Genomic DNA, 13,001 nt, shown 5'->3' with positions numbered 1-13,001 from the left:
ATACCTTAGAAAGAAATCATTTAACGGCATCAGAAAGCATTCATTTTATAGGAAAACGAAAAGGCCTTGCAATTGCCAACGGTTTAATGTTTTATCTCTTACACTTAATTCCCATTATTGGTTGGCTGTTCGCCCCTTCTTATGCAGTAATTGCTGCTACCTTAAGTATACACAATGAAAAAATGAAACAGGTAGAACTATAATTTTGGGTTAGATTAAAAATAGGTGAGACAAATTTTAATTTCTTGTAACCAGCTATCCTATTACTATTAAGCCCCGTTGCGTCGCACTCGTGTACTTTTGTTTTATTATGCTGCAAATAAAATCATCCCTTCCACATCGGAATGGCAACAGTTGAATAGAATTGTCACAATTTTGACTAATTTTCAAATTTCCTCATTTTCAAATTATCTTATGGCCGGCAGTGTTTTTCTGATCCCTACTTTTTTATATGACCACGCGGTCGAAACTATTCCCTTGTATGTCTTAGATGCGGTGAAGCAATGCCATGTTTTTTTTGTAGAGAATGAAAGAACAGCCCGTAGACACCTGAAACTTCTGTGGCGCGAAATGGTAATTGACGACTATAAATGGTTTACCATTCACAAGGCTGAAGAAGAAGTACAAAAAATTTTTACGCAACTTTTAAAAGAAGGAAATAATATAGGCATTATAAGTGAAGCCGGTTGCCCTGGTATCGCAGATCCCGGACAGGTTTTGGTAAATGCAGCTCAAAAAATAGGTTCTACAGTAAAGCCGTTAGTGGGGCCAAGCAGCATTTTACTGGCATTGATGGCCAGTGGAATGAATGGTCAACGTTTTCAATTTACAGGTTATCTCCCTATAGAGTCCGGTGAAAGAAAGACAGTATTAAAAGAGTTGGAAAACGAATCATCGAAGAAAAAATGTACTCAAATATTTATCGAAACACCTTACCGAAATAATCAATTAATAAAACAAATAACAGAAACGTGTAAACCACAAACACAGCTATGTGTGGCTGTAGACATAACGGCTCAAACTGAAACAATTGTAACTAAAACAATTGCAGAATGGAAAAACCAGTTGCCCGATATACATAAAAGACTTGCGATATTTTTGTTGTACTCTTCATAGCTAGCGAGCTACATTACTCACGCTGTCAACTATGTAACGGGTGTCTCCCCTCCAGAAGAGTGCGCCGTTTTTTTCCTGGTAATGAAGTACTACCCTTTGTCCCTCAAACCCAGTCATTTTTGAGGCTACATTTTTATCTTCTACTGAAAAGAAAAATTTTTCCATAGCCATTGGGCTTGTATTGTTGCTGATGACACTATTTAGAACCATTTCGCCCTCGTAAGTTTTGAACATATTTCCTTTACGCGAGAACTTTTGCAACAAACCGGTACGGTTTCCATCGCTATAGGTAAAATAATACTTCCAGTAGAACCACCCTCCGAAAGCTAAAAATAAAATAAGAAAGAATATGGTAATCACTTTTCCCATGGAATGTAAATGTAATTGTAATTACTTTTCTATTATAAAATAACCCTGCCAATACAGACAGGGTTTACTGAACTCGCTACTTTCTTTGTAGAAGTAAACAGGCAAAGTACCTTATGGCAAAAAAGAAGGTGTCATCGGTGTAGCCCAGGTATCGCTTTTGAAACCAATGGCTACTACTATAAAAATTACCGTAAAAACCCGTACTTATGTACCAGGTAAATGAATGCTGCCGTATTTGCACCCGCAAAGTTCTCTTTTATTTACAGGCTCTAATCATCATTTCATGCATGGTGCAAATCAAGGTATGGATGGTTGTCGGGAAGAAATGCTGCCAGCGATTAATTAATGTTCTGTTTAGAAGCCCTATATCGGTACCGCCTCCCCCTGCAGCAAACCCGGTTTATACCAAATCGTCGTCGGTGCAAGAGGTTGGTGTTGAGGACGCCAGCAACAGCAACCGCCCAGGTGGGAGTCCTCAACAACCTAAATTGGCAGCGACAGTTTGAAATATACCCCTTACCCTTCATTTGAACCAATAGCAGAATTTATTGTTACTTGCATGTTATTGCACTTACAGGTTATTTTGCATAAGTAAGATGGGCGATAAAAAAATCTTCGGTACAAGTGTGCGACGCAAGTAAAGTTGAAGAGAACACCAATGCCGGTAACATAAAAATTTAACCGCTACAATGCGTATAGGTATCGTTTGCTACCCCACCTTTGGTGGAAGTGGTGTGTTAGCTACAGAATTAGGAAAGGCACTTGCTGATAAAGGTCATTTCGTACATTTTATAACGTACCAGCAGCCCGTTAGACTGAATGTTTTTAGTGCGAATATTTTTTATCACGAAGTGCGGGTTCCTACCTATCCTTTGTTTGACTACCCACCCTACGAGGTGGCTTTGTCAAGTACAATGGTTGACGTGATACTCCATCATCAACTCGATTTGTTGCATGTGCATTATGCTATTCCCCATGCCTCTGCTGCCTACATGGCTAAACAGATTGTTGCAAAAGTTGGCAAAAAAATACCGGTTATTACAACCCTGCACGGTACAGACATTACGCTGGTGGGAAAAGACAAAACGTACGCGCCTGTGGTTACTTTTAGTATAAATGAAAGTGATGCAATAACCGCTGTTAGCGACAACCTGCGCCTTGAAACTTATAAGTCTTTCGCTATTACAAAGGAGATCGAGGTCATACACAACTTTGTAGACGTAGGGCGATTTAGCAAGAAACCAATTGATGCATTTCGACGGGTAATTGCGCCTAATGGCGAACGAATTCTGGTACATGCGTCAAACTTTAGAAAGGTAAAAAGAGTGCAGGATGTGGTACGCATTTTTGCTGAAGTAAAGAAGCACATGCCTGCAAAATTGCTGATGGTGGGCGATGGTCCTGAAAGACCCGTATTGGAAGACCTGGTGAAAGAACTAGGAATAACAGACGATGTACGTTTTTTGGGCAAGCAGGAGCAAATGGAGGAAATATTAGTAGTGAGCGATCTTTTTATACTTCCATCAGAGTACGAAAGTTTTGGACTGGCGGCGCTGGAAGCTATGGCGGCAAGTATGCCGGTATTAAGTACCAACGCAGGCGGTTTGCCGGAAGTAAATATTGATGGCAAAACAGGTTTTATGTGTAATGTTGGCGATGTCGCAAATATGAGTCGGCGTGCAATAGAAATTTTACAAAACGACGATACCCTTGCCACTTTTAAGCAACAGGCCTATGAGCAGGCGTGTAAGTTCGACATTCACAACATTGTGCCGATATACGAAAAACTGTATAGCCGTTTTTGTACCATGAGTTGCGAAGCGAATTCTATGAAGAGCGAAGTTATTAGACCGGCGTCGTAACCTTTTTCAACATCGTTGTGTCACTCACTTGTACTGGGTTCGTTTTATTCTGCCTTTAAACCTGGTGCAGTACAACCATGTGAGCCATTGCCTCAACGGTTTACACAAGGCTTATACTTCGTCGATCCATTTTCTAAAAAACTTTGCTGATTCCTGGCTTACAATTATTTGATGTTCTATCTCAGGAAGGGTTAAATACACCTGTATTTTTACTTTTTCAAAAGGCTTAAAAGCTTTAATAAAATTAATGCTGATTATATATTTTCTATTGGCCCTAAAAAAAATACCAGCGTCTAACTCCTCCCCCAGTTCAACCAATTTTTTATCTGTTATATATTTTTTTCCTGACTGCCCATCAATAACAAACACTAGTTTGTTTTCTGTGTAAATAAGGGCTATGTCTTCAACTTTAAGAGCAATATTCTCTATGCCTTTTTTTACTATTAGCCTCTTCTTCATTCGGATGGGATTTTCGAATATTTCTTTCATACGAAGATGTTCTCAGGTTCTAATGTAGAACTTATATTGGCGGAAATACCTAAAAAAGAAGTGTAAATGATAAGCGGCTAATACGGCGGGAAAAAGGCTTTACAGCTGGAATAATGGAAACCGAAGACCGTTTATCGCCTTCTTAACAACAGCCTGGCCCATTAATAAATGAAGCAGCAATGGCATTAAAAGAGGCAGAAAAAGCATTAAATTACCAGCTTTTTTTCTGGGGATTACGTCTCCCGTCAAACTGCACATTCAACTGTAATACAAAGGTTCATCCATAGCCTTCAAGAAGGTATAATAATGCTTCAGAATTGTAGGCGGTCGCTTAAGAAAAAAGCAGCAAAAAACGCCTGCTAAACTTTCTATTATTGTATGGGGGCAATAGTGAAAAAGATTTCGAGGATAAATTTTTTGAAGATCACCGAATAATATGTAGGCTGCCACATTGTAGTTCCTTTTCTCCTTCTTTTTCCGGTATTAGTACATTCTGTCTTTTCTTGGTGAGAAGGAAACAAAATACCATCTACGTTAATCGGACGATTATTAAAATATTTCTTAAAACTTTTAGTATGATCCGTACAGGTTTAAAGCGGGGCTTATTTCATCGACTGGCCTGTTTTAGTGCTGCTATTCTTTTTATAAGTCTTTCCGCAAATTCCACTGATACTGACAGCCAAAAAGCAAACCTGCTTACTAAGTTTTCCTTTACTATAACCAATCGTGGAATTATTATTATTAAAGGTCAATTAGGTGTTTTTACCGACTCCCTCAATTTTATACTCGATACGGGCAGTGGCGGTATATCACTAGATTCAGCTACTGCCCGACAGTTCAATTTAAATCCCACCACCAGCGGGTCAACACTTAAAGGACTATCGCAAACAAAAACAGCAGAATTTATATTTAATCAACAGTTAAGGTTGCCTCGCCTCCACATTAATAATCTCGACTTCCATGTAAATGATTATAGCTTTTTGACTGAAGCCCATAATCTCAAAATTCACGGTGTGATAGGTTACAGCTTTTTGAAGTCGTATATCGTTAAACTGGATTATGAGCACCTGACAATTGAAGTTTGGAAGCCGGGCAATATTACGTACCCTAAAGACGGCTATATAATAAAAACTCACGCTAATAAACTTGCAGCCATTGAAGCAACCGTTAACGACAACAGGAAGATTGATAGTAAGTTTTACTTTGACACGGGAGCGGACATGTGCTTTTTATTATCGGATAAGTTTGTAAAAGACAGCAACGTACTGGCTAATAATAAGAAGATTTTTTCATCGGGTGCAGAAGGATTGGGAGGAAAAAAAGAGATGATGTTGACAACGGTAGATGAAATACAAATTGGCCCTTATTTGCTAAAAAAAGTACCTGCATATATTTTTGATGATACTCACAATGTTTCTAATTATCCAGCAACAGGCGGTATCATTGGCAACGAGTTGATGGAGCGCTTTAATGTAATCATTAATTATCCCGCTGATGAAATTCACATTGTACCAAATAGTATGTTTAATAATCCATTCGACTATAGCTATGTTGGGTGCTCTCTTTTAATGGAAAACGGAAAGACAATAATAAAAGACATCGTAAAAGACTCTCCTGCTTATGTAGCCGGCCTTAAAGACAATGACATTATTTACGGTATTAATAACAATTTCAAAAACGACATTGAGGAGTACAAAACGCTGTTATCGAAAACAGGTGCAAAATTGAAGGTGTTTTTATTACGGGGTAATCAGGTTACATCAACTGTTGTAGAAGTAAAAAGCATTTTATAGAACAAATAGTTTGTTATAAAAAAACCTGCGATAAAAACGCAGGTTTTTTATTTACAGTCGATAAAGTTTAAAAAGGAGTCCCCTGTAGAAACAGCGGACGTTGCGCTCTTAAAAAGCACATGAGAATAAGGTTCGAAGGACAAATAATTTAAAAGTAAGTTCCGGTGTTCATGGTAAAATTAATATGGATACTGATGATTTCATTATCAAAAACCGCGAAGCAGTAAAGTTTTCACCTGAAGGATTTTTTTTTCATTTTAAAGCAATAACTAAGCAAGCCATCAAGGATTTATTAGAGTATGGCCCCCTGAAGCTTTCCGCAATATAATGCCCTTTTTCATAAAAAAGCACCCCCTTATGCATTGCATTTATTTACCCCCGTACAGTTTGGGATTTGCATTTAACATTGGAAACTGCCTTTGATGCCAATAAGGATAAGCTGGGTAAACCTCGCTTGCAGCATCTAATTTTTTCACTTGTTCGATAGTTAAATTCCACCCTACTGCCTCCAGATTTTGCTTTAGCTGTTCTTCGTTTCTTGCCCCAACTATAATGTTGGCAATAGTTGGTCTCTGCAAGAGCCAGTTGAGGGATACCTGGGCAACGGTCTTTCCTGTTTCTTCTGCCACTTCATCTAAAACATCAACTATCTTATACAGTCTTTCATTATCAATTGTATCTCCAGGTACCGGACTTCCTCCCTGAACTACACGGCTATTTTCGGGCAACGGTTTGTCTCGCCGATATTTGCCACTTAACATGCCGCTTGCCAGCGGACTCCATACAATCGTTCCAATGTTTTGATCAATTCCTAACGGCATTAATTCCCATTCAAAGTCTCTGTTCACCAAAGAGTAGTAAGCCTGGTGAGCAATGTATTTAGACCAGCCATAGCGCTCAGAAACGGACAGTGACTTCATTAAATGCCACCCCGAAAAATTGGAACACGCTATATACCGGACCTTTCCGCTTTGTACCAGATTGTCTAGTGTTTTTAGCGTTTCCTCAACGGGAGTATTTGCATCGAAGCCGTGCATATGATAAATATCGATATGGTCGGTACCGAGCCGCTTTAAACTGTCTTCGCACGCTTTGATGAGATGAATACGGGCAGAACCATAATCGTTCACTTTATCAGACATTGGGAAAGTTGCTTTTGTAGAGATTAATACCTCATCTCTTTTTCCTGCTATCGCCTTTCCCAAAATCTCCTCCGCTACCCCATGAGAATATACATTGGAAGTATCAAAAAGATTTACACCGGCATCAAGGCAAAGGTTTACCATACGTGTTGCTTCATCCACCTCCGTACTTCCCCACGCTTTAAAGAATTCGTTTCCACCCCCAAAAGTCGCGGTTCCAAAGCTTAACACCGGCACTCTTAAACCTGAGTTTCCTAATTGTCTGTATTCCATTATAGAATTTTAGTTGTTTTTGTTGTCGCCTAAAAAAGCAAGCCAAGGGGAAGAGGAGTTTTAAGTGGTAAGTTATAAGTTCTAAGTCGCAAATGTTGCCTTTTGCCTTTTGCCTTTTGCCTTAAATTGCGAACGAATCTTATTAATATGAAAAAAGGGTCTATCTCCAATTATAATTCCGGATCTTATCTTTTAGCCGCTTTATTTTCCTTTCTATTTGTACAAAATTTACCCGCCCAAAGCCAGGACGTTTTTGATAAGAAGAATATCAAGGCGAGAATGCTTCAGGTAACCGAATGGCAGTTGAATAACCCAAAGCATGCACCGACCGACTGGACAAACGGCGCTTTTTATGCAGGCGTTGTGGCTGCCTACGAGACAACTAAATCAAAACTAATTCGAGACTCTTTGCTTGCCCTTGGTGAAAGAACCGGATGGAGGCCTGGCGCCCGGTATGATCATGCAGATGATATTGCAATTAGCCAGACTTATATAGATATGTATCGTAAGAAGAAGGACCATAGGATGATACAAGCCACTATTGACACCGTTCAGAAACTGCGTACTGTCCCTGGTCGCGAGGTAAAGAACCACAAGATTACCTGGTGGTGGTGCGATGCTCTTTTTATGGCACCGCCCACACTTGCTAAACTAGGGGTGACACTGAAGGATCCATCTTATTTCGCATTTAATGACTCGCTGTTCAGAGAAACCTATGAGCTGCTTTACAATAAAACCGAACATCTTTTTGCCCGTGATGCGAGCTACCTGGTAAACCGGCAGGGTGAAGGCAAACGCGAAAAGAATGGCAAGCTGGTATTTTGGTCGCGGGGCAACGGCTGGGTTATGGGTGGTCTGGTTCGTCTTTTAGATGAACTTCCAAAAAACTATCCTAACCGCGAATACTACCTGACGATTTACCGCGAAATGGCTGAAAGAATACGCTTACTTCAACAGGCAGATGGACTTTGGAGGGCAAGTCTGCTTGACCCGGCTGCTTATCCTGGTGGCGAAGGAAGTGGTTCCGGCTTTTATTGTTACGCTTTAGCCTGGGGGATTAACCGAGGGATATTAGACAAGGAAACATATACGCCTGCAGTTAAAAAAGCCTGGGAAGGATTGAATACCCTGGTATCAGCTGAAGGTCGGGTTGGATGGGTGCAACCAATAGGTGCCGATCCGCAAAAAAACTTTAGTGCTGAAAGCTGGGAGGTTTATGGAGCAGGAGCGTTTTTGCTTGCCGGCTCGCAGGTAATTAAGTTGAAATGATAGAGGGCGTTGCAGTTGGAAATTTTTTAAAGACAATTGGCAAATGCTATAAAAAAAGAAAAGGCAGAAACCTAACGAGCCAATTGTTCTAAACCCGAGGGTATTTCAGGGAGATTTTGCAGAGACCCGCTGAAATAGTTATTATTCCTTTTCTCTGCGTGTATCTCTCTGTGGATCTCTGCGTGTAAATTTCCACAAAATCACATTTTAGAAAATTGTTTTATACGAATAGTACTGCTATTTTTTAACGGGGATTTTAAAATAAGTATTCATAAACAACAACTGGTAATTGATAGCATTGGTCCAGTACGGCCAGTTATGACCACCGGGACGTGCAATAAAATCATGCGGAATATTGCGAAGTTGTAGTTGCTGGTGCAGGTTTTCGTTCACTTTATAAAAGAAATCTTCTGTACCGCAATCAATGATCAAAGACAAGGAATTAGGTGTAAGCAGGTACAGCATATTCGCAACCGTATTCTTTTCCCAGTTCTCCGGCCGTTCCGAATACTTACCCAATCGCGCTGACATGTCCCAATTATTTGGAAACGGACGAATGTCGACGCCGCCGCTCATGCTACCTGCTGCGCCAAAAACATCCTGGTGCTTAAAAGCCAGGAAAAGTGCCCCATGCCCGCCCATGCTCAAACCGGTGATGGCTCTTCCCTTACGGTCTTTGATGGTTTTATACTTGCCATCGATCCACCTTACCAGTTCTTCTGAAACGTAGGTTTCATATTTATACATTTCGTCAACCGGACTATCCCAATACCAACTATTGTTACCGTCGGGGCAAACAACGATCATCTGGTACAAGTCTGCACTTTTTTCAAAGCCTTTGGCTTTTAAAATCCAATCTGCGTAGTTGCCGCCATAGCCGTGCAAGAGGTAAACCACGGGTAACGCAACAGCGCTTGCGTAATTATCAGGCGTAATTACTACAGCTTTGATATTCTTCTTCATAGAAGGGCTGTATGTAAGAACGGTATCTACAACAGCAGCGTTTGCTGTGTGAAAAATGACTATAAATAACAATGCTATAAAGGATAAATGCTTATTTGGGTATTTCATACGGCTGTTTAAAAACGATTTTTTTCTTATGCTTTTGTTGAATATGTATAAAAATGTATAAGAGTGTGACACAACGATGTTGAAGAGGGTTCGGCAGTTGGTAAACAAAAAAAATTAAAGTATACGAACTGAGCCAGTGACCTGAGCATATTATAATGTTACGAATGTACGGAGTTGTGTTGTTCGTTATTTGAGATCTTACTATAAATTTTGTTCGAAGTGGACGAAACCACCAACCAACTATTGCCTATTTAAAACTTGTTGCGATGTACAAGGGTGTTCTAGTTTTCGGAGTTGATGAGATGTTTTAAATACCCGAGAGATTGTAAAACTCCCTCTTCTGTTGTTGGCATGAAAACCACCGTTATTTTCAAATCGATATATAATTGTCCCGTTCTTCTGCTTGTATAATTATTTCTGGAAACAGAAATGGCTGTTGTAATTGTAGAAAAGAGAGGGACTTCTTTATTATAGTACTTCTCAAAATCGCTTCTCGTTTGAGCAATTTGCCGCTCGTATTTTTGAAAGACATTTTTTTCTGCAGCTAACTCAAAAAGCTCTATAAATTTTGAATAGATGGGTGAGGTGGATGAAAATGAAAAGTCTGGAGCAGTCTGTGAAAATTTGTAAGAAGCTTTTGCAGTATTGGCAATAATAACAGGTTTGTATGTAACAATCTGCCAACCTTTAGGAGCAGCATATACGTTATTGATGGTTTTTTTTTCTTTTATTGCAGAGGCCTTTATTCTACAAATTGTGGTTTGGATTGTTTTTGTTGCGCCTAATAAGGGAATTTCATCTTGCGCAAACAGAGGGCAAAAGACTAGCCATGATATGACCAATGCAACAAATTTTGTGATGTGGCGCTTCACTATTTATTTTTCAAGTGTTTCCCGCTTCGACCAACATTCGTCCATTGGACCACCTGTTGATTTCTCCCCTTTATGTCGCCAGTCCCCATCAACAAATGAATAATCAAAGGTTAGGCTTTTGCCCACACTTTCTGAAGTCTTTGTAAAAAATTCGATAGTCTCGCTGTACTTTCCGTTTGCAGTAGTATAAGTACCTCCGCCGGCGTTCATAAAAGTTTTAGTGGCCACATTGTAAGCTATCCAGTGGAAGTATTTGCCGGAAAGCACCTTCATTGTTCGTCGAGGATAAAATGGATTTGCTCTTTTTGAAACCTTGTCGTTTGTATAGTTACCGGTTATTATCCAGGCTCCCATGAGCGCGCCTGGTTTACCATCGTCCAACCTGCTCCATATTTCATTCGTTTGTTTTACTGTCAGCATTCCGTTTGTCATCTGCAAATCTTCAACTATTTCTTTTCCCACCTGTAAACTGTCTTTTGAATTCCACTCAACATTTTTGATCAACTTATTGCCTTCGATGCGCCACGTGCCTCCGTGGGAACTAATAAATTTTTTACCCCGTAAATCATAAGTTGCGACAGAAAAAACTTTGTCCGTATTAATCATAACAGTACGGTTTTCAGGAGATCCATATCCCCACGCGCCAATAATATCTTTCGTATCTATTTTTATTTCGGAAAAAGAAGATAGTAACAACACCGCACTGACGCTAAGAATGAATGTTACGAGGAGCGTTATTTTGATTTTCATGTGTATCGTTTTTTTCACTAGTAAAGACAATAATGATAAAGAACGGATGATTAGACAGTGTATCTTAAACAAGCAGAAGAGTATCTTCAACTGATTACTTGCCAGATATTGGGACCAGCTGAGCAGAAAGATCTGGATTTGGCATATTCTTGTCTAAAGGGAACATTGGCCGTTGAATTCTTTTATATCCCAGCCGCTCCAGGTTTTGATCCACCCCACCTACTGTAAGTGCCAGCAACCAGTCGGCCTGCATAGCGTACAACTGAGGTTCGAGGTAGCCGATTTTTACAACTACAATATCTGTTTTCCGCGGATTAAGTCCCAGTCTCGTAAAGTCTGCTTCTTTATGATATGGTTTACGTTTTTTAGTTACGATAACATGTACGCTACCAACCCTGATGACCACTTCGACTTCTGCATCTCTATCGCCGTATTCGATTGCCTCTACTTTTCCGGACAGCTTCACCGGTGGAGCAAAGCGGGCATCTACTGCTGCACCAGCAAAACCTTCTACCTGGTTACCTACACCAGCAGCTATAGCAGCTTTAACCACCTCTGGACCGGGGATAGAAGCATAAATAAGGGAAGGACCGTTCTCAGGTTTAAATTCTGGCCGTGCCAGTATTTCTGTCAATGTCCAGGTTACATCACCTGCCCCGCCGGCGGTAGGGTTATCGCCGGAATCGCTAATAAAAAAAGGACGGTTATTACTAGCCAACGCCTTATCGAGACATTCAGCTAAGGTTGCGGTAGGCGCTACAAATACAAACTGAGACCTTGCATTCCAAAAACGTTGCGCGAGGTGGTTGGCGGTTTGAGTCACTTTTTCCTTGTTATCGCCTGTGACCATAACAACAGCATGATTACGGGGTTCATCAGCCCAGGCATAACCAATCCAAATCGCGGCATCCACAATACCTGGTTGTGTTGCAGCGGGCGCAACCGCTTTATATACGCTCTTTCCAGGTTCTATCCTGGTACTTGTTTTTTCACCGGGCAGCAATATCGGTATTGAAACATAAGCTTTGTATGCAGGTTTTCCTTTTCCGCTTTCAATTCTTTCGAGAAGGTTTCTTACTGCCCTTTCTTTTGTCTCCATAGCGTCTTCGTGAGGGGCCATGCGGTAGCAAGTGATCAGGTCGGTATTTTCAGCGAGGCGCCACGAAACATTTCCGTGTAAATCCATAGACGTAGAAATGATCGTTTGTTTGCCTATCACTTTGCGAATTCTTACAATAAAGTCTCCTTCAGGATCATCCAGTCCTACCACACTCATCGCCCCATGAATATCGAAATAAAGACCGTCGTAAGGAGCCCCCTTTTTTAGTGCATCAAGTGTTTTGGTCACCAATGATTCATAAGCGTCCCTAGTAACTGCTCCTCCCGGCAGTGATTTACCGATAACTGTTGGAATCCATATGGCCCTGCTACGAAGAGGAGAATCAGTGGAAAGAAACCGATACGATGTAAAAACATCGGCACCATATTTTGCATGAAATGCGGCTTCTTCTGTAAGGGCAGGCGAAAACGTGCTTGACTCTATTGCCAGTCCTGCAATAGCAATGCGGGGTGGCGCAACAGGTTTATTAAGTCGGCGCTTTTCATTGATGGACGAATGAGCAGTGCCGGTAAACAGCATGCCCACAAACAGGCAGAATAGAAAATTCTTAATAGATGTATTTCTCATAAATAAACTTTTTTATCGGTTAAACCTTCAAACCATATTGCGCCTTGAAAAAAAGTACTAATACTGAATTTTCAAATCTTTCTGAATTTGTTCCAAGGACTTTCCTTTTGTCTCCGGCATCAGTTTCCATGAAAACAATAATTGAAGGCACATCATGACTGCAAAAAACATAAAGACGTTCCCCGGACCGATAGAGGGGCTATTGATGGCGACAGGGAACGTCCAGGAAATGATGACTGCAAAAAACCAGTGGGTAAAACTTCCAAGCGATTGCCCTTTTGAACGAATAGAGTTGGGAAAGATTTCAG

Annotated in this window: 13 protein-coding genes and 1 pseudogene; 6 read left to right on the top strand and 8 right to left on the bottom strand. The window is 40.5% G+C overall.

Translation table 11 applies throughout. The features are described 5' to 3' along the window. Positions 1 to 203, top strand: a pseudogene (locus JWR87_RS15525) (hypothetical protein); the annotation flags it as partial. A gap of 211 nt (positions 204 to 414) precedes the next feature. Then, positions 415 to 1,116, top strand: a complete 702-nt coding sequence (locus JWR87_RS15520) for an SAM-dependent methyltransferase (RefSeq protein ID WP_297821756.1) — start codon at positions 415 to 417, stop codon at positions 1,114 to 1,116. Here JWR87_RS15520 and JWR87_RS15515 read toward each other — a convergent pair whose 3' ends face one another. Beyond that, on the bottom strand, positions 1,117 to 1,485 hold the full coding sequence (locus JWR87_RS15515; protein WP_297821754.1) for a hypothetical protein: 369 nt from the start codon (positions 1,483 to 1,485) through the stop codon (positions 1,117 to 1,119). Positions 1,486 to 1,772: 287 nt separating this feature from the next. On the opposite strand from JWR87_RS15515, the gene JWR87_RS15510 reads away from it, so the two are divergent. Then, positions 1,773 to 1,991 carry a hypothetical protein gene (locus tag JWR87_RS15510; RefSeq protein WP_297821753.1) on the top strand — a complete coding sequence of 73 codons (219 nt, stop codon included), beginning with the start codon at positions 1,773 to 1,775 and terminating at the stop codon, positions 1,989 to 1,991. Between the two features lie 183 nt (positions 1,992 to 2,174). Then, the gene (gene bshA / locus JWR87_RS15505; protein WP_297821751.1) at positions 2,175 to 3,347 is read left to right on the top strand and encodes an N-acetyl-alpha-D-glucosaminyl L-malate synthase BshA; all 1,173 of its coding nucleotides are present in this window, start codon (positions 2,175 to 2,177) and stop codon (positions 3,345 to 3,347) included. A 111-nt stretch (positions 3,348 to 3,458) separates the two neighbouring features. On the opposite strand, the gene JWR87_RS15500 is transcribed toward bshA, so the two are convergent. Beyond that, complete coding sequence (locus JWR87_RS15500; RefSeq protein ID WP_297821749.1) at positions 3,459 to 3,836, bottom strand: LytTR family DNA-binding domain-containing protein; 378 nt, start codon at positions 3,834 to 3,836, stop codon at positions 3,459 to 3,461. A 575-nt stretch (positions 3,837 to 4,411) separates the two neighbouring features. Here JWR87_RS15500 and JWR87_RS15495 point away from each other — a divergent pair. Beyond that, on the top strand, positions 4,412 to 5,629 hold the full coding sequence (locus JWR87_RS15495) for an aspartyl protease family protein (RefSeq protein WP_297821747.1): 1,218 nt from the start codon (positions 4,412 to 4,414) through the stop codon (positions 5,627 to 5,629). A 368-nt stretch (positions 5,630 to 5,997) separates the two neighbouring features. Here JWR87_RS15495 and JWR87_RS15490 read toward each other — a convergent pair whose 3' ends face one another. Next, entirely contained in the window at positions 5,998 to 7,044 is a 1,047-nt protein-coding gene (locus JWR87_RS15490; protein WP_297821745.1) for an aldo/keto reductase, read from the bottom strand. A 147-nt stretch (positions 7,045 to 7,191) separates the two neighbouring features. On the opposite strand from JWR87_RS15490, the gene JWR87_RS15485 reads away from it, so the two are divergent. After that, positions 7,192 to 8,313: a glycoside hydrolase family 88 protein gene (locus tag JWR87_RS15485; protein ID WP_297821742.1), complete on the top strand. Its 1,122-nt coding sequence runs from the start codon at positions 7,192 to 7,194 to the stop codon at positions 8,311 to 8,313. Between the two features lie 237 nt (positions 8,314 to 8,550). Here the strand turns inward: JWR87_RS15485 and JWR87_RS15480 are convergent, their stop codons facing one another. The 5 genes from JWR87_RS15480 to JWR87_RS15460 all read right to left on the bottom strand — a co-directional run bounded on the left by JWR87_RS15480 (position 8,551) and on the right by JWR87_RS15460 (position 12,996). Then, positions 8,551 to 9,384, bottom strand: coding sequence for an alpha/beta hydrolase family protein (locus JWR87_RS15480; protein WP_297821740.1), 834 nt, complete (start codon positions 9,382 to 9,384; stop codon positions 8,551 to 8,553). Between the two features lie 281 nt (positions 9,385 to 9,665). Next, entirely contained in the window at positions 9,666 to 10,256 is a 591-nt protein-coding gene (locus JWR87_RS15475; protein WP_297821738.1) for a hypothetical protein, read from the bottom strand. Between the two features lie 3 nt (positions 10,257 to 10,259). Next, the gene (locus JWR87_RS15470) at positions 10,260 to 11,006 is read right to left on the bottom strand and encodes a hypothetical protein (RefSeq protein ID WP_297821736.1); all 747 of its coding nucleotides are present in this window, start codon (positions 11,004 to 11,006) and stop codon (positions 10,260 to 10,262) included. A gap of 94 nt (positions 11,007 to 11,100) precedes the next feature. Then, entirely contained in the window at positions 11,101 to 12,693 is a 1,593-nt protein-coding gene (locus tag JWR87_RS15465) for a M81 family metallopeptidase (RefSeq protein WP_297821734.1), read from the bottom strand. 57 nt (positions 12,694 to 12,750) lie between these two features. Next, on the bottom strand, positions 12,751 to 12,996 hold the full coding sequence (locus JWR87_RS15460; protein WP_297821758.1) for an MFS transporter: 246 nt from the start codon (positions 12,994 to 12,996) through the stop codon (positions 12,751 to 12,753). Positions 12,997 to 13,001: the final 5 nt, after the last annotated feature.

This window comes from Segetibacter sp. (genome assembly GCF_025963695.1).
In the GTDB taxonomy this organism is placed as follows: Bacteria; Bacteroidota; Bacteroidia; order Chitinophagales; family Chitinophagaceae; genus Segetibacter.
Note: the sequence above shows the minus strand (reverse complement) of the source record. Positions and strands in the feature narration are given on the sequence as shown.